Origin of the sequence: Dysgonomonas sp. ZJ709, from assembly GCF_011039195.1 — a bacterium.
GTDB lineage: Bacteria > Bacteroidota > Bacteroidia > Bacteroidales > Dysgonomonadaceae > Dysgonomonas.
Window position 1 is genome coordinate 13,787 of sequence record NZ_JAAKEM010000019.1, and the last position, 24,258, is coordinate 38,044.

Here is a 24,258-nt window from a genome sequence, read left to right on the forward strand (position 1 = left end):
ACGATTTACAACGCTATTCTGTTTAGATTAAAATGTTAATTTTAAGAAAAAATTATCCCATATCGCAAAGGCAACTGATCAAATTGCGGTCGCCATACGCATTATCGATGCGGGCAACATTTATCCAAAATTTGTTATTCTTCACAAAATCAAGTGGATACGCTGCTTTTGAGCGTGGGTATGCATGTTTCCATTCATCTGCGCATATCTCATATTCGGGATGTGGTGCATTTATTAAAACATTGTCTTCTTTGCTGTAAACGCCATTTTCCACCTCTTTTATTTCCTCCCAAATCTGATTCATAGTTTCGATGAAGCGATTTAGCTCTGCAAGGCTTTCACTTTCGGTTGGTTCTATCATCAGTGTACCATGTACCGGAAACGAAAGGGTAGGAGCATGGTAGCCGTAGTCCATAAGGCGTTTTGCGATGTCACTCTCTGTGATGCCCGATGTTTCTTTTACGTTTCGGCATTCCAGTATCAGTTCGTGACCGACTCTGCCCGTTGTTCCTCTATAAACAATACCATAAGTATCTTTTAAGGCTTCAGCCAGATAATTAGCATTTAGTATTGCTGTTTTTGTTGCATTTGTCAGTCCGTCAGCTCCCATCATGCGAATATAACCGTATGTGATAGGGAGGATGCCTGCGCTGCCATAAGGGGCAGAAGCAACAGTATTGAGCGTGCTGCCGTCTGTCTGTGGATGGTGTGGCAGGAACGGAACTAAATGTTCTGCAACGCAGATAGGACCTTCGCCCGGACCACCGCCACCATGTGGTATGGCAAATGTTTTGTGTAGATTAAGATGGCATACATCTGCTCCTATAAAGCCCGGATTGGTAAGACCTACCTGAGCATTCATATTTGCACCGTCCATATATACTTGTCCGCCATTGTCGTGTACAACCTTGCACATTTCTTTTATTTCTTTCTCGAAAATTCCATGTGTAGACGGGTATGTAATCATACAGCCGGCAAGATCGGATTTGTGTAACTCTGCTTTCGAAACAAGATCTTCCATATTGACATTGCCCAGTTCGTCGCAGGCAATTGTTACAGTCTCGTATCCTGCTTGAATTGCTGATGCCGGATTGGTTCCATGTGCCGAAGCCGGTATCAATATAATACTGCGATGTCCTTCTCCTATACTTTCAAGGTATGTGCGGATGGTCATTAGCCCTGCATATTCTCCGGCTGCGCCCGAATTAGGCTGGAAGCTTACATCAGCAAATCCTGTTATTTCTTTGAGATATTCTTTCAGTTCGCCTATTAGTTCGGTGTACCCCTGTGTTTGAGACTCGGGTGCAAAAGGATGGATGTTTTGAAATCCACCTAACGACAATGGCAATAGCTCCGATGCTGCATTCAGTTTCATTGTACATGAGCCTAACGAAATCATGGAATGTGCCAGAGATATATCTTTTCTGTCGAGGCGTTTTATATAGCGCATCAGTTCAGTTTCGGTATGGTATAAATTATACACCTCGTGTTGCAGATAACTGCTTTTACGGATAAATTGCTCCTTTATAATACATTTTTCAGGAAGATCGTCTATCATAAATACTTCCATTCTGCCTTTTGCCATAGCGAAAACAGCAAGAAGTTCGTGCGCTTTATATTCGGTGATAGTTTCGTCTATGCTGATTCCTATTTCGCCTGTTGTAAAATATCTTAGATTGATATCGCGCATTTCGGCCATATCATGAATCATGTCCTGTGTTATTCCATCAGGAAGTGCAACTTTCAATGTGTCGAAGTATTGCTCGTTCTCGCAAATATAACCCAACTCTTTTAGTTCATCGCTGATAAGAGCGGTTGCAGAATGGATACGTTTTGCAATATTTTCTAAGCCTTTCGGTCCGTGATATACTGCATAAAATCCTGCCATTGTTGCTAGTAATGCTTGTGCAGTACATATATTAGATGTCGCTTTCTCTCTTTTGATATGTTGTTCGCGGGTTTGAAGAGCCATGCGATAGGCTGCTTTTCCATAAGCATCTTTCGATACACCTATGATACGTCCCGGAATGTTACGTTTATATTCTTCTTTCGTAGCGAAAAATCCTGCCGATGGTCCACCGTAAAACATTGGTATACCAAATCGTTGGCTGCTACCGAATGCGATATCTGCTCCCCAATCTCCCGGAGGTGTAAGTAGGGCTAATGCCATAAGATCTGTGGCAACAGCAACTTTACAATCGGCACTGTGTGCTTTTTCGGTGAAAGCGGCATAATCTTCAACGCTTCCATTCGAGTTAGGATATTGTATTACGGCAGCGAAATAACTATTGTCTAATGCTATTTCTCTGTAACTACCTATTACCACCTCTATTCCTTGCGGTTTCATGCGTGTTTCTATAACAGCAAGAGTTTGAGGGAAAATATATTGGTCTACAAATACTTTGTTTGCTCCGTTTTTAATCTGATCGCGGCTGCGTAATGCATACATCATTGTTACGGCTTCAGCTCCTGCTGTCGATTCGTCTAGCAACGAGCTGTTCGATAACGGTAATCCTGTCAGATCACTCACCATTGTTTGAAAGTTCATCAAAGCTTCCAGCCGTCCTTGCGATATTTCGGCTTGGTATGGTGTGTATGATGTGTACCATACCGGATTCTCAAATACATTGCGGATGATAGGAGCAGGAGCAACGGTATCGTACCAGCCCATTCCTATATATGATGCACTTATTCTGTTTTTAGATGCCATGAGCGCCATTTCTTCGGCATATTCATGCTCACTTAGTGCTTCCGGCAAATTCAATTTTCCTTGTAACCTGATGTTTTGAGGAATGGTTTGGTCTATCAGTTCGTCAATCGATTTTACACCGATTTTAGCCAACATTAGCTTTTGATCTTCGGCATTGATACCAATGTGACGATACTGGAATTTTTCGGTCTCCATAATTTTTTGTGTTTTTATTTATTGTAGATATGGGTTATTCTTCGCTTCGTATCCTATTGTAGTTGTCGGTCCATGTCCGGGATATACAATAGTCTCGTAGGGTAACGTTAATAGTTTTTGTTTGATGCCTGTAATCAACTGAATATGGCTACCTCCGGCCAGATCGGTTCGTCCGACACTGCCTCTGAATAGTACATCTCCCACAAATATACATCCTGCATCCTGATTGTAGAATACTACACTACCGGGAGAATGTCCGGGTACTTCTAATACAATCATTCGTTGTTTTCCGAATGTGATTACATCATTTTCTTTAAGATATTTTCCTATTTGAGGGGCTTTGGTATTCGCATCTTTAAAGCCAAACATTTGCAATTGTTTTGGCATTTGCTCCAATAAGAATTCATCATTTTTGTTGGCTTCCGTTTTTATCTGAAATTGCTCTTCTACAAAACTGCTGCCGAATACATGATCGAAATGAAGATGTGTATTAATGAGATGTTTTACTATAAGCTCTTTATCGGTAATGAAATTGAATAGCTCTGCTTTTTCATCGGGATAGAAACATCCCGGATCGATTACCACGCACTCGTTGGTTTCGTCGTAAGCTATGTATGTATTTTCGCTTATTGGATTGAATTCGAATGTTCTTACAATCATATTTATTATTCTATTTTTATCGGGTTTGAAATATAAGATTAAAGATACAATTTTTTCTATCCGAGGCTATTTCTTTTAAATGATTTTATAGAAAAAGAGAGAGTGTCACAAGTAATTCTTCGTGTGATTTTATCATTCTGAACGAAGTGAAGAATCTCTTATCAAGAGTGGGGATTCTTCACTTCGTTCAGAATGACAAAAGAGAGTAACACTTAGATAATGTGCATTTGCTTATGAAAGACCCACTTATATGTTGCTACGAATTTTTCGGTCTTAATATCCGGCAGTAAATCTTTGACGAGAAAACTTATGGTTTTCTATTTCGTCTACTACTGCCACCGCTAAATCTTCTACTGATAATTTAGAATGTCCGTTGCTGTCGAAAACGGGGCTTTCTGTTTCAGTGCGGTATTTGCCTGTGCGACCTGTTTTAATACCAGAATGCATCTCAATTGCAGGAGAGAATACTGTCCAGTCCAGTTCAGTTTCTTTTTTCAGTAAGTTCAGATAATCCCTCGCAGCTGTAGCTCCGCCTTTTATTTCGGCCGGAAAGTCTTTACCATCTACTATTTGATTGCCGTTTATGAATAAACTGCCTGCACCGCCGATAACAAGATAGCGTTTTACTCCCGCTGCTTTTACTGCTGCTTGTATCGCCTGCGATCCTTTCATGAAATCGTCATAAATATTCGGGTTTGACCATCCTGCGTTGAATGCGCTAAGTACAATGTCATTTCCTTTTATTGCCTTGGCTAAAGCCTTCGGATCGGTAACATCTGCGCTTATTGTTTTTGGCTTTCCGTCTTTTACGGGAATCTTTTCTGCCGAACGGGCAATTGCAGTTACCTCATAACCTCTCGATAATAGTTCTTGTAATAGGTGTGAACCTACGAATCCTGTTGCTCCTAGTAATGCTACTTTCATAATCTTTATTACTTAAATTTGTAATCTATATTTTATTTTGTTACTGTTTTGGCGAAAAATATTATTGAAACTTATTACTTAAATCAGCTAAAACTGCACAGCTTATCTGATTGGGAGCCGCTAGTATATTACCGAGTATTGTTTCTGAATTTACCCTCTTTGTTTATAACAATTCCATGTCGGCGAAGGTTCGGTAGTTCTTTTCTCATCAACAGGTGCTTTAATAATAAAATAATATCTTTGCAGATCTTATTTATAATTGACTTCTTGATGAGCACAAGGATATACTTATTTTTACTATTTACTTTTTATTTTTGTGGGTATATCTATTCACAGCCGAAGCCCAAAGCAAATTACAATTATCTGCTGTATCTGCCTAAAGACTATTCTGAACAAACCAAAAATTACCCTCTCGTAATCTACCTTCATGGAGGTTCGCAGAAAGGAAACGATTTAAATAAGCTGAAAGAGTATGGATTGCCTTATTTGGTGGATCAGGGAAACGATTTCGATTTTATTATAGTTTCACCTCAATGCCCTGATAATAAATATTGGTCATCAGAAGATTGGTTTGAGCCACTATATACAAAAATACTAGCCGAGTATCGCATTGATATTAACAGAGTTTATCTCACTGGTATAAGCATGGGAGGATATGGCACTTATATAGTTGCGATGGATTATCCTGATAAATTTGCTGCAATAGTGCCGTTGTGTGGAGGTTGTAATGATAGTGATATGCCCCGTGTTTGTAATCTTAAAGACACTCCAATATGGACATTTCATGGAACAGCCGACGATAAAATACCTATCTCTGAAACAGAACGTATTGTAGATGCTCTGTCTGAATGTAAAGGGGAGATTAAGTTTACAAAATTAAAAGGCGAAGGGCATGGGATACAGTATCTTTATGAGAAATATCCTCAGATGTATGAGTGGATGCTTAAGCAAAGTCGATCGGACAAACCACAAATAAATGCGGCAAGTTCTGACTAAAGTTTTCAGATCGAGTTGTTACCCATCCAAGTAAGTAGCCCTTCTGGGAGGGATTAGAGCGGCTTAAAATGAGTTGCTATATACGATGTTTAATTAAATGAGGACGTAAACGATTTTCTTAGTCTCGAAGTATTCTTCTTCAAAATACATTGTGAGATCGTCTGCTTCGGCACTTTTCTTAAACGGCTTCATTTCTGCGTCGAGGTTGCCGCCTTTCAAACAGATCAATCCATTTGGGATGGCATTCTTCTGCTCTTTCGAAATGTTTTTGCGGATAATTTTCACTAAATCAGGCAAAGGCATTACAGCACGGCTGACTACAAAGTCGAACAGTCCTTTTTCTTCTTCGGCACGGCAATGACGGAATTGTATGTTTTTCAATCCGATGGCTTCCGATACTTCGGTAGCTACTCGTATTTTCTTACCAATACTATCTACTAACAAAAACTGACACTTAGGAAACAGTATAGCTAAAGGTACTCCGGGGAAGCCTCCGCCTGTACCAACATCCATTATTTTTGTACCATCGGTAAACTTAATGAGTTTAGCTATAGCCAAAGAATGTAGAACATGGTGAGTATATAAATTCTCAATATCTTTTCGCGAGATTACATTGATTTTAGAATTCCAGTCAACATACAAATCGTATAGTGCCGCAAACTGTCTTTTTTGTTCCTCGCTGATATGAGGAAAGTATTTTAAGATTATATCCATAGTTATTTTCCGGAAAGGACTGATATCGGTGAATTTTCGCTCAATAGATTTTCTATTTCGTTGTAAGAAATAAATATACGGATTTCGCCCAAAGATGGAGCTGCTATTTCTCTCTGATTGTATATATAGGTAATACCTTTATTATCTACATAGAAATTGCCATTGGATGTAAGATCTTCTATACCATAGTATCCAAATTCAAGCAAGTCTTCCGGTTTTTGTACTTTGTTTTGAGCGACTATCTTGTTAATAAGTAATGTATTCAGTAATTTTTTGTAGTTGGGAGAAAATATATCCTGTTCTTTAATAACATTTCCTGTATTGAGATCGAATACTATATTTTGATATAAAGTAGATGAGTTAGCACCACCTTTATAATCCATCATTTTTATCTGATAAGAAAGAATGTTTGCTTCATTAAACAGTATCTCGCTGCTAAGCGTCTTGTAGAATGAAAAGTAATCTTCAGTTTCTCCCGATTCTTCCCAGTTCCCAAATTGAGACTCTACTTCTTCTTTGTAGTTTGTTATATAGTCGTTGACGTATTTATTAACAGCATCTATAGGCGTAAGTGTTTCGTAAACATCTCCTTCCATAAATACAAAGTTCAATTCTTGCTGAATTTTGGCAAGTACATCTGCATTCTCAAACTGATTGGGGTAGATATAGTCAATCTTCAACGAGCAAGATGGTTTTGTAGAATCATTGTCAAGATGGTATACCCTCGCCACGTTAATCGTGTCGAACGCTATCAGATTGGCTTCGTGATTTCCCTTTTTTGTACAAGAAGAAAGTAGGAGAATAACTCCCAAAATAGAAAAAGTAGAATTAAGAAATAAATTTTTCATGACCATCTTAATAGTTTTGGAGGTACAAATATACTATAAAAACAAGAATACCCCCCTTGAGGTTTAGGGAATTCAAACCTTTTTTTTTGAAAGGGTGTGGTAATTATTTAGATTTTATATAAATAGTATGGTTTGATTGCTGTGTAACTTATTGTTATGCTCTATTTTATAAATAATTACAGGCTGTTGTCGCAGTAGAAAACAGCCTGTAATTATATATCCAATTTTGAGTGGTTTTATTTAATACACTGTAATTTCATCGAGGAAGTACCAGGCAGGATTTCCTACTCCGTAATGCCATGGCGGACATAATCCGATTGTTCCGATTTTTACTTTTATATAGCGGGTACTTATGGCTTTTTCCGATTTTACTGCAATATTTACATATTTTACTTCAATATCCCGATCTTCGGGTATATCTACATGCCCCATTAAAGTGAAATCTTTATTGTTGGTAGATGTATAAGCTGTCATGCTCTTAGGTAGCAGAATCCATGCACCTAGCTTATGAAGAAAATCTCCTTCAACACTTGTTATCTGTTTTGTTTCTCCCAGATCGATAATAAATTCTGCATCTTTCAACCAGCCTACCCAAGCCTCGTTGAAAGTGGCGCCACCATATAAACCATCGGTTAATGCTGTGCCGGCAATTTTATCGTAAGGGGCATTTGCCGGAACAATGAAATCTATCTTAGCCCCTTGTGCCAGACTTTTTTTATCGTGAGACAAATTGCGTTGTATGTATAAATCGCAATATTCTTCGACTGTATTATTACGTTCATTAAGGCTGGTTACGCCGAAATCTGCTGCCCGTTTACGAAATAGAGCCAGTTTCGTTTTTAAACTTTCAGTGTCTTCAATCGGTTTGGTACGAGCTATTTCTAATTCTGCATATTGGATCGGCAGACGCGCCATTCTCACTCTGTCGAGATAGGTCGGATTTGCAGCCACAGCTTGCTCTGCTTTGTCGAAAAGAGCTTTGTAACGTCTCATCATGGCATCGTTTAGCATACCCGATTTGTGTGTTACTGGAGTGTCGTATATCCAAAGGGGTATATTGCTGCCGATAAGAGCGCCCTGCTGAGTTTTCATATATTCGTACAGGTATGGGGCAGCCTCTTTGCCATAATATCCTTCGAGGAAAGATTGTATAATTGCATCCACATCGGCATCTACGTTCCATAATAGCTTAGCTACTACATAGCTGCGAAGTTCGGAAAAATCCCCACCTCTGATACTGGCTATTTGTGAGAAATGCATTGTCGCTCCATTTTTCTTGAATAACTGCATATTGGGTTGCAGTATGTGGAAATTAGGAAAAGGCGACACATAATTATCGAAGTTAATACCATAGTCCCAAACAAATATATTATTGGTGATCTTTGCCCATCCTTCCATATCTTTTACAAAAGCTTGTCCCGAAGGGTTTTCGGGTAATGTAACCTCCCTATAACAATCGATGTCACATAACATAATGTTTACATTGGGTAACGGTTTAATATGCTTCGGAGGCGGAACAGAATATAGGTAAGCAAGTGTAGAGAATTCTTTATCGGGGAAACGTTCGGCGAGCTTATTCAGAAAATAGATGATTGTTCCCGATGGGCTTCCTTCTTTTTCGTCTATTGCTTTACAAGCATCACAATAGCAATGTGTCTGACTATCGTTCTGACTGACTGAAATTATGTTCTTATCAGGGTTCTTCTTGAATATGGAATCTAAGCGATGTGATACGATATCAAAAACTTCGGGGTTTGTCAGACACCATTGGCTAGCTGTTCCGGGCCTGCGCTGACCGTTTATGAATGAGTAATATTCGGGGTGTTTCTCTCCAAATTCGGAAGCGGGAAGTAAATGGTTGAATGTATGTACCCATAGATTATCGGCAAATACTTCGTTTGGTTGTTCAAGTCTGTGCCATAATTTATAGACAGGGTCATTTTTTAGGCTGTACGACTGTGTCTGACGATATCGAAACGAGGGATTGTCAATTCTGTGAATGTTACTATCTACAATCATATCTTTACTCTTGTTGAGGCTATATGTGTTTTCTGCAAAGTAACGAATGCCAAAATAGTCTTCGAGAAGCGTTACTACTCCGTATATTGTGCCCTTGCCTTTATTGCCTGCTACACGTATATAGCCATCTTTGGTGGAGAGTATAAAACCATCTTCTGTAATTTTTGACTGATCGATGTCGCTTGTCGGTAGCTGAAAGTCACCGATTAATATATCGCCTTTTTTAATCTTATTATTATTTGATACAATTTCCAACTTTGCACCCGTTATCTTCTCTGAGAAGTTCTGCATCAGCTTTGCAGCTTGCATATCGATGCTGTCTTTTTCGTTGACTACAATGCGGGACTGGGGTTTTCCATCTTTTACAATTGCTATCTGAGCATAACTGAATAAACAAATGGCATAACAAATAGCCAGTAGAGTAAATCTGTTTTTCATTTTATTGAGGGTATTGATTCGGTATACCTACAAAGGTATTGATTTATCTTATTTATTAAAAATATTTAGGATATAGAAATTAGATTAGAATGAAGTATTTATACTATTTTTATTTTGAGAATAAGACTCTTAAGTCAAATATTATTACTTTTAGATAAAATACGAAGAATAACCTAAATCTTATTTTATGAAAAAGTTTCTAATACTTCTTTTCGGTATCACGGCAATTTTATCATCCTGCGACAAAAAAACATCGATAGAATGGGTCGCCACTACATCCGATAGTTCGTGGATTTATTCAAGTCAGGGCTTGGAATATGTAGATAGCGAGCAGTTCGATGTCGAAATAGATTTGAACAACCCGCAGCAAACGATCGATGGGTTCGGTACATGTTTCAACGAACTGGGTTGGACTTCGCTTTCTTCACTAAGTGCAGAAGATCGCGAAAGCATTATGAAAGAACTATTCGAGCCGGGAGTTGGTGCAAATTTCACAATATGCAGAATGCCTGTTGGTGCAAATGATTTCTCTAGAGAATGGTATTCGTATAATGAAACAGATGGCGATTTTGACATGAAGAACTTCACTATTGCAAACGATATGGAGACATTAGTGCCTTTTATAAAGAATGCTCAAAAATATAATCCGGCATTGAAGGTGTGGGGATCACCATGGTGTCCGCCTTCGTGGATGAAATACAATAAACACTATGCTTGTGCAGTACCGCCAAAGGATTTGGATGAGAAGTATCACAATGGCCTTGATGTAAATAAGCAAGGGGCAGAAGGTTCAAATATGTTTATTCAGGAAGATGCCTATTTTAAGGCATACGCTCTGTATTTTTCAAAATATGTGGATGCTTACAAGCAACAAGGAGTTGACATATTTGCTGTAATGCCTCAGAATGAGTTTAATTCGTGTCAGATTTTTCCTAGCTGTACGTGGACTGCCGAAGGAATTAATAAGTTCGTAGGAGAATACTTAGGTCCACAGATGCAGAAGCAAGGTGTGGATGTGATGTTTGGAACAATGGAACGTGCTAACGCTCTGTTAGTAGATACATTACTGCAAGATGCCAATAGTAGTAAGTATATTAAAGGAGTTGGTTTTCAATGGGCAGGAAAAGGAGCAGTAGGTAAAATACACGAAGATTACCCTGCACTTAAAATATATCAGACAGAACAGGAATGTGGTGATGGAAGAAATGACTGGCAGTATTGTTGCTATGCTTGGGAATTGATGAAGCATTATCTCAACAATGGAACAAATGTTTACACCTATTGGAATACATCGCTCGACAAAGGGGGCATCAGCAGATGGGGATGGAGTCAGAATTCGTTAGTTTCGGTAGATGTAGCGACAAAAACGTACAAGTATAATTATGAATATTACTTGATGAAACACTTTAGCCATTATGTGCTTCCGGGAGCTAGGAGGCTCGCTCTTTCGGGTGATTTTACAAATTTGATGGCATTCCGAAATACGGATAATAGTATTGCAATAATTATTCAAAACGATGAGGATATACCTAAAACTGTGAATGTGAAAATAGGGGATAAGCATATTGCACCGAACCTTTCGCCACAATCATTTAATACTATCTTGATCAAATAAATCTTATAGTTTATAAGGTAGTTGAAAGACATAAAAAAAGCTAACAATCAATCGTTAGCTTTTATATTTTAAAATATAAATCAGTTAAATGTAACAACTATAGGGCGGGTGGTACCGGGCTTCCCATTGATCGTACTTACCAGCATGACTGCTGTAGTTTTAGACCCGTTTATCTGAACATTGGATTCTCCTCTGGGAAGATCAACAGTCAGATAATCTACTCTTCTGCCGGGAGTATAAACAGTACAGTAAACTTTTACTGAAGTAACACCCCATACCTGATAGTTAGCCCATTTGTATTCGAGCGAGCTACTGGTTTGTAATTCGAAAGTAACAGTTGCAGCCTGAGTACAAGTAACTTTAGCTGTAAAGATATCACCGGATTTATTCTCAGACCCGAAAGATACGTCCTGTGCTTTTAGATTACTATTTGCTGCTGTAAAAATTAATAAAGTGACTAGAATGAAAAAGGATTTTTTCATGATGCTTAGGATTTAGTTAACATTTATAATGGTATTATCTTTTATTTTAACAATTAACCATTAATAAAGTTCAATTAAACCTGTCTTTTTTTTATTTAGTTGCTGTTTTTATTGTAAAAAATATGGTATTTGGTGTTGATATATTATCATATATTAATAATTAAAATAACTTCTGTTGTATTACTATTGAAAACTCGCATAGTGGAAAATTATATGTTTTATCCTTTGTAAATGGCTTTTTCTTTCTGAGCCATACAAAATATATAATTAAGAATGGAATCCAACAAATAAGCATAATCTGTAATTTTTGTATTTAACTCAAATATATAAATAAAAGCAGAAATATAACGCAGGCAGAGCTGGTATCTTAAAATGCTTTGTCTGTTAGTGGCTATTCCAGACACAAAATAACTCGTCCTATATCCACAATAAAAAAGCTATCCAAAATATTCTGGATAGCTTTTTATATAATTTAGACAGGCTTTCTTAATAAGAGAAATTGGTAGCTTGCCCTTTAGTCATAGTTTCCGGCTCGTATTTTAGATTTACCGAAGAAGATCCCAATGTTTTAACAAAGAAAGATTGAAATGGTGCTGCGTATACATCTGTACTGCCAATAGGAGTAAATGTGGCACCATCTTTTATTTTCCAAGTTGTTCCGTCGTTTCCATTTACCAATCCGATAAAGTTATCTGAAGTACCGGACCAAATTTTATATTCTTGGGCTAAAACACTTGAGTTAACTTCCAGGAATTTTTTAATGTTGAATGAAGTTGGGAATGGGTTTACAACAAGAATATAAGTTCCGCTGTAAGTGACAGTAAACGATCCGTCTGTTGCACTCAAATCTGTTGCAGCCTCGAAAATGAAACGTCCTTTGCTAACATCGGTAGAGCCATCTACACGAGATAAGGTCTCAGATGCCTGCGTTCTTGGTTGCATACCTAAAGCATTGTGCATATTGTATGTATATTGATTTGTTCCCGAAGGGAATAATAATCGAGGATTTTCAGCATACTTTCTATCGGCATATAGCATAAATCCTTGCCCTAACGGAAGATCGCTTTCAATTTTACCAAATGGGCGAGTCAGTGTAGAGCTTTCTGCCGTAGATGCTGAATTATCAGGATTCATCTTTTCATAGAAACTCATATACATCGCTTTCTTGATCTGATTGTTGTCGGCATCCATTGGAAGATAGTCGCCGGCATAGGTCTTACGCAGAGGCGCAGACAATACCATCCATTTATTCTGCTCTACATTCTTCAAAATTAGTTCTATATCTACACCATTGTAAGTCAATTTATGGGCATTTGCGATCATCGCTCTATCCTTCAGGCTCAACTGAGAAACTTTACTATCTTTATTTAGTGATGGATAGTTTGTAGTAACCATTGGTATAATAGCATCTACACAACCGGTAGGAGCAAAAGTAGCTTCCGCATTAGCTTCATCTACCCAGTTTGCCGGATTGTACCAATCAGAACTTATTTTACCGGTCCATTGCAGTTTTTTAACGTCACCTTCACTGCCGGTAACAGTCTTGATAGACAAGTCGCCTTGAGGGAAAGATAGTTCGCTATACTCAACATAATTTGTAGGAACTACAGGCTTGATCTTGTAATTCATAGTGGTGGTAATGTTTGAGATAACAATCGATTGTTGAGGATTTGTTCCCACTTCCGTTGTTCCATCCACTTCATACCAACTATATTCAACTCCCGATGGAGCGTTTTTAAGTGCTGCAGTGTAATCCTCGTTATAACATGCGGCAAAGCCACCCAGATCGCTTTGCAGAATAAAGATGTAGACATTGGCAGTCAAAATTTTTGTCGCACCACCTGTACTTTTATAGCTCAGTTGATAAGTAAACTTATCGATACCATTAGCTAAAGGAGCAGTTCCCGTATGTGTATAGATTATATTACCTGTCAAATTAGATCCTGTGAATTTTAAAGTACCACTTGTTGGAGCTGCGGTAATGATAGCACTACTAAATGTTGCTACAAAGTCGAGTGGTAGAATATCATTACTCAGAATATTAGTCGTAATAGTGCCGTACTCTTGTAGCGTAAGGGCATCATCATTCAACTTGAATTTAGCAGCACGTGCTGTTTGGTCAGACCAGTCACAATCGCGGAAAGCACGTGTAGCAGTTCCCGTGAAATTAGTTTGATCATTCATTCCAGCTTCATTAGTACCAAAATGCCAACTAATATTTGAGAGGTTAGCAAAATTGGAGTCATCACTCAGACGGAAAATATACGAACCAAACTCGTCTTCAATAGGGATATTGAGTAGTACTTCTTCTCCTGCTCTTATTGCCGATGCACTTAATCCACAATCTTTTAATGTTATTTTCTTCAGAAAAGTAGTGCCACCTATTTTATCATTGTAGACACTGATAGGTGTATTACTAGAGATATCTGTTTGAGCTGTACTCTTATTGCCGACATAAACCTGTATATACAGTTTGTTGCTGATAGTTACAATTTTAGGCCTTTTATTAGTATTCGCATCTTTCTCGTTTATAAGATATGCTTCTGTCAGGAATATAATCGGTTCGAACATATTATCATAAATCGTTCCATTATACTCTCCCTGATTTGTCATGAATTTAGGTAATTGCCCCAGAGTACAGTTATATGGATTATAATTCTCTATAACTTTAGTTATTGTGCCATTTGCATCCCTAACCACTTTCGTAAATTCGTATTCGCCTTTTAGACGATTTATTGCCTTACCGATAGGTGTTGTCATATCTTCGTTTATCTTGAATGGATCGTACATAAACTGATTCCAGACAGATAGTGCGGGTGCAAATTTATCGCCATTGGTACCAACTGCAAAAGGGAATCCAAACGCATAATCCGAACCTAACTGGTTACGTCCGATAACTACCATCTCGGCAGATGAATCATTATCTATATCGGCAATTACAGGATATTCGAAACCTGTAAATGAAATCACAGGCTTACTAAATAAGATCACATTAGGATTGCTCGTTTCTGTATATGACAGCGGAACATAAGGTTGAACTCCTGCTTTTATGATTCGCAATGTTGCCTCATCCCTGTAACATATCTCCTGCATTCCATCATTGTCAAAGTCGAACATCGTAAAGCCGGTATTAATAGATCTATCATTATGTTCCAGCACGAACGATGTTTTCAATTTATTCTGAACATTAGTTTCTGCAGGGTCAAAAGTAAACCCAATAAGAACTCCTTGTCCTGCAGAAATTGTTGTAGAGGTCGGAAATCCTAATCCATTGATATTAGGATGCTGAACTAATTGAGAGCCTCTGATGCGTCCACTTAGTATAGCTATTTCTGGTAGTCTGTATTTCTTTCCGCCCACAGTTTGTTCCCGTCCATCTATATCCCCGATGTATACGTAAGAGTTATTCCCTTGCGCTGTAGCATTGGTGTCTATATTGAATGTTAGTTCTGCAAGTATAGTTGGAACCGGAGTTGTCGCCGGATTTTTTATTATCGTTTTCCCGTCGGATGGGTTTATTATCCAAAAATTTGGATTCCAAACAACAATCTTGATTTGTGTGGAGGATACTCGATTCACCACTACTACATCTGCAATACCATCTCCATCTATATCTGCAATACCGGTACGACCATCTCCCACTCCGGGCATTTGTAGAATTTTATAAGTGCCACTGGCGAGATTTAAATCATAGTATATTTTACCCCCGGCAATAACTTCGTAATTTCCGTCTAAGTCGATATCGTAAATATAGCTAAAAGGGATATTAGTATCACCTCCATCTGTTAGAGCTCCTGTAGTAGCCTTTGCATCCGCTCCTGTATAGGCTGTGGAGCCTAGTGTTTCTAATGCAATTAATAAAGCACCTGTTTTTGCATTGTAAATCTTATTTTGAACTAACACTTCTGGCACTCCATCTCCCTCGATATCTACGATCTGAGGAATTGTTTTCCCATATAAATGTATATTTGTGGCACCACTATTATAATTATTGGCTTTCCATTTTTGTTGTAACGAATATGTCTTTGATACTGCATTATAAACTAAGTTAAAAGACATAAGAGAACTTGTATATTGTGCAAGTCCTGCCCCTATATTTCTAGAAGGAAAAGCAATAACGACCTCTACCGTACCATCTCTATCTGAATCTACCAATGCCATGATTGATGGGGAAGTATGATAATCATAATTAAAGAAATAGGCTCCGGCAGTTAATCCCGGATATTCCAAATTTGATATGAGTTCCCCTGTTTGTCCATTATAAATTAGGAGCCCTTGGTGCCATCCGTAAATACTTCCGTCGGCATATGTTCTACTTGTAATAATTTCCGGATAACCATCTCCATTTAAATCAGCTACCAGTGGGATACTAAACCCATAAGAACGAGGATTGGCTGCTGCTGTTCCATTTGTTGGTGAATAGAACCTATATGCAGAAGTGAACTTCACAGATCCCATATAATCGAAACATGTGAACGACCAATTGTCGGGGTTAACATATCCTGGAGGATAGATGCCCGAATCTTTTGTATTTTGAGGTGCCAGCATTAGTGGCTGTCCCAATAGAAAAAGAGGGAAGCTCAACAGGTAGCTTATTATAAATATTTTAATTTTCATTTTATATTGTATTTCTTATTTTTTACGCTGAAAGAATTGAATGTAATTGTACTGATCTGTTAGTCTTTAAGTTTACATCTAACCGTTAGCATAGATGACTTGGATGCATCGCCGCGATAAACTCCATTGTCTTTGTGAGATAGACCACGGTATCTTACGTTTGCGTCTCCACCTATAGGCGTGAATACATCATTGCTTGTCCAGATGTTAGTGTAATTTCCAAAAGAGCTTTGTGCTGTTCCAGATTCTAATGAACCAACTAATAGCGCTGCAAAACCGGCATTAGCATCTTTGCTTTTCGATGCCAACTCGTGTGCTATACCATTTACAATTTTTGTAGATCTCATATTTTGTCCCCATCCAGTGCTGCTGTCAGCAGGACGTCTCCATCCCATCATTGTTGCAAAGTCTTTGCCTGCCCACGATATCGCAGTTGTATTAGTCGAATATTGCGCCGGGTTTTTTGCTATTTCTTCTTCCAGTATATTCCAATCCGCTTCGCTTGGTAATACCCATCCGTCAGGGCAGATACCTTGAGTACTAGATACTGTTGTCGAAGTTTCTGTAGATATAAATGTTTCTGTAGCTAACGATTTTGCCATCGCGGCATTCCATGTGTACAGATAGCCTTGCATAGGATCGGTCGACGACTGATTCGGCTTGGCATAGTATGCTTCTGTTTCATCAGTGCTATTTACATTTTCTACCAATGTAATTATAGAGTTCTTTGTAGATATAAGATTTTGAGTCATCCAACATCCGGCATTGCCAAATGTAGCTGTTTGATAGGCGTTACCTTCTCTGTCTCTTAACAAGTCTCCGCATCGAGCAAATTCTTCAGTAAGTTTACAGCGAACAGAAAGCATATCTGTCGCCTTTGCAGTATTTCGATCAACAGTCTTTTCGTCTGCTGTCAGTACTCTTTTCCATGCTTGACCTCCTCCTCGCGAACTGGCTGTCCAGAATGCGCTATATGCACCCATGCCTGCAGTTGTAGAAAGATCAACTATTTCACCCGACATGTATGCCGCGAAACCTCCTTTGTTGATAGAGTAGCTTTTACCATCAGACAGTTTTGCGATCTCTATCGGATAACATGCTGCTCTCATAGCTTGACTATAATCACCTCTTTTCCCCAGCACAACAAGGTTGCCTGTTGTTGAGGCGGTTGTAAGAGAAGAATAATCTGAATAGTGTCTTCTTATCTCATCTTCCAAAATATTCCACTCTACATCACTCGGTAGATGCCAACCGACAGGACAGATTCCTCTGGTGCCTGTTGCTAATTCGTTTGCTGTGCCTTCTCCTTCATCGTTGTTTGCAACATCATCTGAACCGCTAGCCGCATACCAATTAAATAAATAGCCTAATTCTGGCTGGTTATCGTACAGTTCGGGATTTAAGGGGCTTCCTCCATTCTTGGTCGGATATGCCCATCGTTTAGTTTTATCGGTGGTTGATGTTGACAAAGACGGTGTGCCACCTATTGAAGCACCCTCTCCTGCATATTTATTTGCATGTAGGTTTTCGATCATCCACTCTCCGGCTGTACCGAATTTTCGAGCCTTAAATGTGCTTCCATCTCTGGAATCTGTATGTATATTAACATCTGTAGTTGTGCCTGTAGTGCTTCCCGGTTTGATCAGTGGTTTCCACGATAAACCATTCCAGACAAATATTCCTCTGGAAAATTCTGTTCCTAAAAGACACTGATTGGTGTTAAATACTAACAGGCCAACATGATTTTTGTCCTCACCTGTTTTTTTGTCGTTAGTGTTAGATGCATAGTCTGCATCGTTTGTAAACATCGGGTACAGATTTTTGGCGTCTGTCAATTCTACTCTCGGGGGCATAAGTCCTAGAGTCGAATTTACACCAGTTTCATCTGTTTGTTTCAAGTCTAACAAGCTTCCGGGGTTGGGTTCTTTGCCGCTTCCTATTGTTACTTGTGCTACTAAGCTTGAGGAAGCTAGTATGGTAGCAACAAACGCAATAAGCGTTAATAAGATACAATTTCTCATTCTTTATAAATTTGTAAAGTTTTGTCGATTAATATTGTTCTCCATTTTGCAATGAAAATGGCTATAATTAAGACGTTACATAGTCCCAATTACACAATTAATGGTGTACTTAGTCTTTTTTTAACATGTGAGATGAAATTATCAATAAATGCAATTTTAAATGTGTGCTGCTAATTTATAGAGTTTTGTGAGTCCTTATACGAATATTTTACAAAGATATAACTTTTTTAGAAAAAAAAGAATATTACATGTAAGAAATACTCCGTAAGGGAGTCATTATGTGGTTAAGATGCCTCTTATATCGTGTCTGCATAAGTGATAAAAAAATGACGTTTTTTTTTCTTTTTATAAGAAAAATTGCTATTTGGAGTGAAATATCTTCAAAATAATGCACTTATTTGCCCATGAATAGTTCTTTTCATTTTTTTTATGAAAATGACTTCTTGAAGATGGATAAGGGGTGTTAAATGCTCCCAGTAATCCAGTTTATGCCAAAGTTTACGCAAGAATTTTTATCATTTATTCTCAAGGTTAAACTATGAGAAGAAGGAGGATATAAGAATATCCCAAGCTAAAAAGATCCATGCATCTATAAGTCCGCAAATGCAATAAAAATGAATAATAATTATTACTTAAACAAAAATCATACCTTTGTTTAAAACTCTAATAATCATATGGAAAGTAAACTAATAGCTTTTATCTGCATAGTATTCAGCATTTTGCTTTTGGGGGCATGTGCTCAATCTGAGCAAACCACAAAACTATTGACACAGGCAGATTCTATTATATATTCTCATCCGGATAGTGCTAAATATATTTTAGACAAAATTGCGGATAATGAACTGACAGATAAAGAAAAAGCTGACTATTGGCGATTGCGTACAACTTCACATGTTTTGAAAGGAAAGTCTACAATCGAAGACTCTACAATAATGGTCTCTTTAGACTATTACAAAAATCACGATATGCAAAGAGAATTAAAAGATACCTATATGCTGGTTCTTAATCATTTATTCTGGAAAGGCGATACGGCAAACTATAAATACTATATGGCAGAGGCATCAAGTCTTGCTGAAAATACAAATGATAGCCTTTTTACATATAAAATACTTCGGTCGGTAGCAAGTGACTTTTATACAAAGAATGAGTATGAGTTAGCATACAATTATTATAAAAAAGCTATAGAATATAATGACTCTGTTCCCTCAACATTCTATATGGCAGGCTTAGCTTATTGTCAAATTCATAATAACGACACGATAGATTATTGGATGCAAAAGGCAATCGCTCTTGCTAAGCAACAAAAAGACACTGTAAGTGCTCTACATTATTACCGAAACTATACAGATGTACAAATAATTGCTAAGAACTATGATAAAGCTCTAGCCAACATGAGAGAGATGGAACAGTATAAAGCTAACTCATTTCATAATTTAGTGCCTTATACAACAGCGATAATATTCCTACAACAACACAAATTAGATTCGGCACAATATTATCTGGATAAGACCATTGAGCAACATTCGGGCAACGATGCAGATAGAAGCTTTTTAGCCACAAAAAAAGGATTGTCTTTTTTTCAGAATCTTATAGATTATGGAAGGGGTGATTCGTTTAATTTTAGCTTAATTGGACAGTATACTGATTCTTTAAGGGCTGCACAAAAATATGAAATGATAAAATTTGAGGAGCAATTGTTGGCTAAGCAAAAACTCTCTGAGCAAAACCAAGCTCTCATTATAAAAAAACAGCGTACCCAACTATTGTTATTGAGCATCCTTTTTCTAATATCGATAGTTGCCATTACAACATATATTTATATAAAGAAGAAAAAAGAAAAACTCTCTCAGATGGATGAGAAGATGGAATCTCTCCATCAATTGTTGGCCGATGTCTCTGACGATCTGAGAAAGAACAGAGAAAATAGCTCATATTTCAAAAAGGTTCTACTGCAACAGCTGGGGCTTATTCGCCTGACTGCATCTAACCCTACAAATCAGAATCAGGAAATGTTGCAACGTATAGCAAAAATCACGAATGACGAAATTCCTGTCGATTCACTTATCGTATGGGAAGATTTATATACGTTGATTGACTCACTGTATGACAACTTTTATACAAGAATGCAAAAATCTTATGGAGATGTCTTAGCCGAAAAGGAAATTCAATTATGCTGCCTGCTTTGTGCTAATTTTACAACAAAAGAAATAAGCGTCATAACCCAGCAAAGTATCCGGACTATCTATCAGCGAAAAACTACAATACGAGAGAAGCTTGACATGCAACAAGCCGAAGATATTGTAGAATTTATTAGCAAATAACTTATTCTTTTCATCAATATAAAGTTCATGTCGTCAGATATAAACTATTTAACGGAGTCTATCTGTTAAGTTGCTGATATTATGATGTTTGATTCTGCTTGTTGCACCCTCGATTCTATCGTGATATAAATATGATTTAGCCAGTTTTGCTCTTACTTTGAATAAAAAGTAAAACGAGTAAAAATTAAAATTTAACATCATGAAAAGAATTAAGAGATCATTTAAGATTGTATGTTGCTGTCTGGTTTTTAGCCTTACTACACTAACGGCAATATCCCAAAACGCAAACGACTTCAAGACAATTGCTGTAGACAAACGAGTAAAAGATTTTCCTGAAAAATATTCTAAAGCAACTCCGATAGATGCTTTTATCTCAATAAGCAATATAGCTGCGAACGGGAAAATGAGTATGAAGAGAGCATATAGCTCTTATAGTATTTATCAGTCTTTTTCTAAACAAAGAACTCCGGATAGAGAAGTTCCTGAAGAGTTGAAAAATAAAATATTAAACTGGAGAATAAAGGAATGCATCATTTATAGAGATTCAACAGCAGCTGTTATTAGCACAATGGATGATGCAAACTCATTTCATTTGATCATATATTTTAGTAAAGAAAATGGAGAATGGTTGCTTGCAAAAGAAGATGGAGGAGGGGATTTTGTTGATGCTCAAAATAAAGCAACAAATCATTTACCTACACTAGCTTCTTATATCCCAAGAATGGAGTTTCTAAAACAAACGCCGAAAGATACTCTCAATTTTACAAAATATATAAAAACATATGGTAAACAGCCTAAAAACTATGTGCTTGAGAAACTTGCCAAACATAAACTTGTGATCTATGGAGAAGCGCATAGAAGAACAGTTTCGTGGGATCTGTTGAGGCAGATTATCGCTGATCCTAAGTTTGTGGAAACTACAGGAACAATTTTTATGGAATTTGGGGCTTGCAATCAAAAAGAGTTGGATCGTTTCTATGAACAAGAAGAACTGGATAAATCTATCTTATTAAATATTTTTGGTTGTCAGCAGTTAGCTGGTTGGACGGATAAAGGTCAATTCGATTTTATGATTGCATTGAGAGAACTCAATAAAAAATTACCTGATAATAAAAAAATAAAAGTGATATTTGCCGATGAGCAGCTTGCGTGGCCATCTATAACAACAGCAGAAGAATTCCAAAGCCAATCAAAGAAAAGTAAAGATAGAAATACGCAGATGGCAGATATTATCCAACAGACAATTCAATCGTCCAAAGACAGAAGAAATTCATTGTTTATTGTTGGATTTGGACACGGATATAAATCTCATATCTCTGGTACATATTCGACACCTCCGGGGCAAATTCCGGCTTTATCAGCTGGCGCACAACTAGTAGAACGTTTTTCAGGTAATGATATTTTCTCAATTTTTCCGCATTGTCCCAGTATCGGAAATAAAGGGGAAATGGGAGGACGAATAAGAAATGGTCTATTTGATTATGTGTTTGAGTTGAACAGAAATGTCCCTACTGCCTTTGATTTGAAAAACAGCCCGTTTGGCAAAGAGCCTTTTGATGGAATGATACCTATGAAATTCGATCCAAGAGCCGGGAGTTATAGTAACAACTATGATGGATACATCTTCTTTGGAAAGCTGGAGGATGAAGAAAACTCAACACCCCTTCTGGAACTGTTTACAGATGATTTTGTAAACGAATTAAAAAGACGGGCAACTATAACGGGTATGGTAAATTTGTATGATGTTCCAATAAAGGATCTCAATAAGGAGCATATAATTAACCTGTTAAAAAAGCACGGAACTGGTAAATTCTGGAATTTAGATGAGTAATATTTAAGAGAAAAATGTAATAGTTAAAGAGAGAAAGCGATCTTAACCGGTCGCTTTTGTATTGTCTGGATTTTCCAAGAAGTTTGTTATACCTCCATCTAAGAACAAAGAGGCATACCTATATCATTTGTCTTTAGTTTATTTTTAGATACGCTAGCCTTAGCTCTCTTTATGCATCATCTTATATTGGTAAGCTTCTTGCCCAAAAAGAAAAACCGCTAGTCATCATTATGATAACCAGCGGTCTGTTTCTCGTATTGTTGTCTCACTAGGATTCGAACCTAGACAGGCAGAATCAAAATCTGCAGTGCTGCCATTACACCATGAGACAATCCTATAACCTCGTAAGGCAGTGCAAAAGTATAATGTTTTTATTAATTTCCAAAATTATTGGACAACAATTTTCATTTTACTATCAATAAGAAATAATTCTTCTTGCCTCGTTGCGCTATAATGTATTTACCTGCAATCAGATAAGAGTTGTTTATGATGTCATCGAAATTTTCAATTTTTTCTTTGTTTAGCATCACACCGCCGGCTTGTACAGTCTTTCGCATCTCACCTTTCGATGGAAACACTGCTGCACTCTCCGTTAATAGGTCTACAGCTTTGATTCCTGTCGCTAATTCATCTTTAGATATATCGAATGTAGGTACACCCTCGAACACTTGCAGGAAAGTCTCCTCGTCGAGTTTCTTAAGGGCATCGGCAGTCGAATTGCCGAATAGAATATTTGAGGCATCTACAGCCGCATTATAATCTTCTTCCGAGTGAACCATCACAGTGACTTCTTTTGCCAGACGTTTTTGCAGTGGGCGCAAGTGTGGCGCTGCTTTTTGTTCTTCAACCAAAGCTTCTATTTCGTCTTTGCTGAGAGCCGTAAATATCTTGATGTATTTTTCTGCATCCGCATCGCTGACATTCAGCCAGAATTGGTAGAATTTGTAAGGCGAAGTATATTTACGATCTAGCCAAACATTGCCCGACTCTGTTTTTCCGAATTTGCCGCCATCAGCTTTAGTTATCAATGGGCATACAAGGGCAAAGGCTTCGCCTCCGCTTGTTTTGCGTCTGATAAGTTCGGTTCCGGTGGTGATATTCCCCCATTGATCCGAACCTCCCATTTGGATTCTACAACCCATTGTCTTATATAAATGATAGAAATCGTATGCTTGTAGTAGCTGATACGAAAACTCAGTAAAAGACATTCCTTCCGACGCTTCGCCACTCAGTCGCTTCTTTACCGAATCCTTAGACATCATGTAATTCACTGTGATGTGCTTACCTGTATCGCGGATAAAGTCGAGAAAAGAAATATCTTTCATCCAGTCATAGTTGTTTACCAACAATGCTGCATTAGGCTTATCTGACTCGAAATCTAAAAAGTTAGCGAGTTGCTTCTTTATCGAATCCTGATTATGACGTAGTGTCGCCTCGTCCAGTAGATTGCGCTCCTGCGATTTCATCGAAGGGTCTCCGATCATACCGGTAGCTCCGCCAACAAGGGCTATAGGGCGGTGTCCTGCGCGTTGGAAATGCTTCAGCATCATTACACTCACCAGATGGCCGATGTGTAACGAATCGGCAGTGGGGTCTATCCCTACGTACCCCGAAGTCAATTCTTTTTGTAGTTGTTCTTCTGTTCCCGGCATGATTTCTTGAATCATACCTCTCCATCTTAGTTCTTCAACAAAATTCATCGAATTAATACTTATGTTATTAGTTAGTTCTTTCTTTATAAGAAGGAAACAAAAGTACGACCTTTTTTGTAAACAAAAAAAGTTATAGCTTAAATGTTAGGAGCGATAAAATGTGAATCGTGATCTTAAAATCGGATGAGGTGTTTAGAGTCGGTTGGGTATTCAGT

General features: G+C 37.8%; 14 protein-coding genes. 4 read left to right on the forward strand and 10 right to left on the reverse strand.

Translation table 11 applies throughout. From position 1 onward, the window contains the following. Window positions 1–52: 52 nt before the first annotated feature. The 3 genes from gcvP to G7Y56_RS12875 all read right to left on the reverse strand — a co-directional run bounded on the left by gcvP (window position 53) and on the right by G7Y56_RS12875 (window position 4,489). The gene (gene gcvP / locus G7Y56_RS12865) at window positions 53–2,905 is read right to left on the reverse strand and encodes an aminomethyl-transferring glycine dehydrogenase (RefSeq protein ID WP_165044038.1); all 2,853 of its coding nucleotides are present in this window, start codon (window positions 2,903–2,905) and stop codon (window positions 53–55) included. 18 nt (window positions 2,906–2,923) lie between these two features. Further along, window positions 2,924–3,565, reverse strand: coding sequence for an MBL fold metallo-hydrolase (locus tag G7Y56_RS12870; protein WP_165044040.1), 642 nt, complete (start codon window positions 3,563–3,565; stop codon window positions 2,924–2,926). Between the two features lie 273 nt (window positions 3,566–3,838). Further along, window positions 3,839–4,489 (reverse strand): NAD(P)-dependent oxidoreductase, encoded by a 651-nt coding sequence (locus G7Y56_RS12875; RefSeq protein WP_185153939.1) that lies wholly within the window; start codon window positions 4,487–4,489, stop codon window positions 3,839–3,841. 270 nt (window positions 4,490–4,759) lie between these two features. On the opposite strand from G7Y56_RS12875, the gene G7Y56_RS12880 reads away from it, so the two are divergent. Then, the gene (locus tag G7Y56_RS12880; RefSeq protein WP_165044042.1) at window positions 4,760–5,485 is read left to right on the forward strand and encodes a prolyl oligopeptidase family serine peptidase; all 726 of its coding nucleotides are present in this window, start codon (window positions 4,760–4,762) and stop codon (window positions 5,483–5,485) included. 93 nt (window positions 5,486–5,578) lie between these two features. Here the strand turns inward: G7Y56_RS12880 and rsmG are convergent, their stop codons facing one another. From rsmG to G7Y56_RS12895, 3 genes are all read right to left on the reverse strand, one after another. Then, the gene (gene rsmG / locus G7Y56_RS12885; protein WP_165044044.1) at window positions 5,579–6,199 is read right to left on the reverse strand and encodes a 16S rRNA (guanine(527)-N(7))-methyltransferase RsmG; all 621 of its coding nucleotides are present in this window, start codon (window positions 6,197–6,199) and stop codon (window positions 5,579–5,581) included. A gap of 2 nt (window positions 6,200–6,201) precedes the next feature. After that, on the reverse strand, window positions 6,202–7,047 hold the full coding sequence (locus tag G7Y56_RS12890) for an RsiV family protein (RefSeq protein ID WP_165044046.1): 846 nt from the start codon (window positions 7,045–7,047) through the stop codon (window positions 6,202–6,204). 240 nt (window positions 7,048–7,287) lie between these two features. Beyond that, complete coding sequence (locus G7Y56_RS12895) at window positions 7,288–9,504, reverse strand: DUF4838 domain-containing protein (RefSeq protein WP_165044048.1); 2,217 nt, start codon at window positions 9,502–9,504, stop codon at window positions 7,288–7,290. A gap of 187 nt (window positions 9,505–9,691) precedes the next feature. Here G7Y56_RS12895 and G7Y56_RS12900 point away from each other — a divergent pair, with 187 nt between their 5' ends. Beyond that, window positions 9,692–11,119: a glycoside hydrolase family 30 beta sandwich domain-containing protein gene (locus G7Y56_RS12900; protein WP_165044050.1), complete on the forward strand. Its 1,428-nt coding sequence runs from the start codon at window positions 9,692–9,694 to the stop codon at window positions 11,117–11,119. Window positions 11,120–11,199: 80 nt separating this feature from the next. Here the strand turns inward: G7Y56_RS12900 and G7Y56_RS12905 are convergent, their stop codons facing one another. The 3 genes from G7Y56_RS12905 to G7Y56_RS12915 form a co-directional block, all read right to left on the reverse strand. Next, entirely contained in the window at window positions 11,200–11,601 is a 402-nt protein-coding gene (locus G7Y56_RS12905; RefSeq protein ID WP_165044052.1) for a hypothetical protein, read from the reverse strand. 486 nt (window positions 11,602–12,087) lie between these two features. After that, window positions 12,088–16,218, reverse strand: a complete 4,131-nt coding sequence (locus G7Y56_RS12910; RefSeq protein WP_165044054.1) for a VCBS repeat-containing protein — start codon at window positions 16,216–16,218, stop codon at window positions 12,088–12,090. Between the two features lie 59 nt (window positions 16,219–16,277). Then, entirely contained in the window at window positions 16,278–18,239 is a 1,962-nt protein-coding gene (locus G7Y56_RS12915; RefSeq protein ID WP_165044056.1) for an FISUMP domain-containing protein, read from the reverse strand. A gap of 674 nt (window positions 18,240–18,913) precedes the next feature. On the opposite strand from G7Y56_RS12915, the gene G7Y56_RS12920 reads away from it, so the two are divergent. Together G7Y56_RS12920 and G7Y56_RS12925 are read left to right on the forward strand one after the other, a co-directional pair. Then, window positions 18,914–20,560: a hypothetical protein gene (locus G7Y56_RS12920; protein ID WP_165044057.1), complete on the forward strand. Its 1,647-nt coding sequence runs from the start codon at window positions 18,914–18,916 to the stop codon at window positions 20,558–20,560. Window positions 20,561–20,759: 199 nt separating this feature from the next. Next, window positions 20,760–22,391, forward strand: coding sequence for an erythromycin esterase family protein (locus tag G7Y56_RS12925; RefSeq protein ID WP_165044059.1), 1,632 nt, complete (start codon window positions 20,760–20,762; stop codon window positions 22,389–22,391). A 404-nt stretch (window positions 22,392–22,795) separates the two neighbouring features. On the opposite strand, the gene tyrS is transcribed toward G7Y56_RS12925, so the two are convergent. Further along, window positions 22,796–24,091 carry a tyrosine--tRNA ligase gene (gene tyrS, locus G7Y56_RS12930; protein WP_165044061.1) on the reverse strand — a complete coding sequence of 432 codons (1,296 nt, stop codon included), beginning with the start codon at window positions 24,089–24,091 and terminating at the stop codon, window positions 22,796–22,798. Window positions 24,092–24,258: the final 167 nt, after the last annotated feature.

What these genes read in the sequence shown, in the direction of transcription:
- gcvP (WP_165044038.1), bottom strand. Translation starts at nt 2,905, where the DNA reads ATGGAGACCGAAAAATTCCAGTATCGTCACATTGGTATCAATGCCGAA.
- G7Y56_RS12895 (WP_165044048.1), bottom strand. Translation starts at nt 9,504, where the DNA reads ATGAAAAACAGATTTACTCTACTGGCTATTTGTTATGCCATTTGTTTA.
- G7Y56_RS12870 (WP_165044040.1), bottom strand. Translation starts at nt 3,565, where the DNA reads ATGATTGTAAGAACATTCGAATTCAATCCAATAAGCGAAAATACATAC.
- rsmG (WP_165044044.1), bottom strand. Translation starts at nt 6,199, where the DNA reads ATGGATATAATCTTAAAATACTTTCCTCATATCAGCGAGGAACAAAAA.
- G7Y56_RS12890 (WP_165044046.1), bottom strand. Translation starts at nt 7,047, where the DNA reads ATGAAAAATTTATTTCTTAATTCTACTTTTTCTATTTTGGGAGTTATT.
- G7Y56_RS12875 (WP_185153939.1), bottom strand. Translation starts at nt 4,489, where the DNA reads ATGAAAGTAGCATTACTAGGAGCAACAGGATTCGTAGGTTCACACCTA.
- G7Y56_RS12915 (WP_165044056.1), bottom strand. Translation starts at nt 18,239, where the DNA reads ATGAGAAATTGTATCTTATTAACGCTTATTGCGTTTGTTGCTACCATA.
- G7Y56_RS12905 (WP_165044052.1), bottom strand. Translation starts at nt 11,601, where the DNA reads ATGAAAAAATCCTTTTTCATTCTAGTCACTTTATTAATTTTTACAGCA.
- G7Y56_RS12880 (WP_165044042.1), top strand. Translation starts at nt 4,760, where the DNA reads ATGAGCACAAGGATATACTTATTTTTACTATTTACTTTTTATTTTTGT.
- G7Y56_RS12925 (WP_165044059.1), top strand. Translation starts at nt 20,760, where the DNA reads ATGAAAAGAATTAAGAGATCATTTAAGATTGTATGTTGCTGTCTGGTT.
- G7Y56_RS12900 (WP_165044050.1), top strand. Translation starts at nt 9,692, where the DNA reads ATGAAAAAGTTTCTAATACTTCTTTTCGGTATCACGGCAATTTTATCA.
- tyrS (WP_165044061.1), bottom strand. Translation starts at nt 24,091, where the DNA reads ATGAATTTTGTTGAAGAACTAAGATGGAGAGGTATGATTCAAGAAATC.
- G7Y56_RS12920 (WP_165044057.1), top strand. Translation starts at nt 18,914, where the DNA reads ATGGAAAGTAAACTAATAGCTTTTATCTGCATAGTATTCAGCATTTTG.
- G7Y56_RS12910 (WP_165044054.1), bottom strand. Translation starts at nt 16,218, where the DNA reads ATGAAAATTAAAATATTTATAATAAGCTACCTGTTGAGCTTCCCTCTT.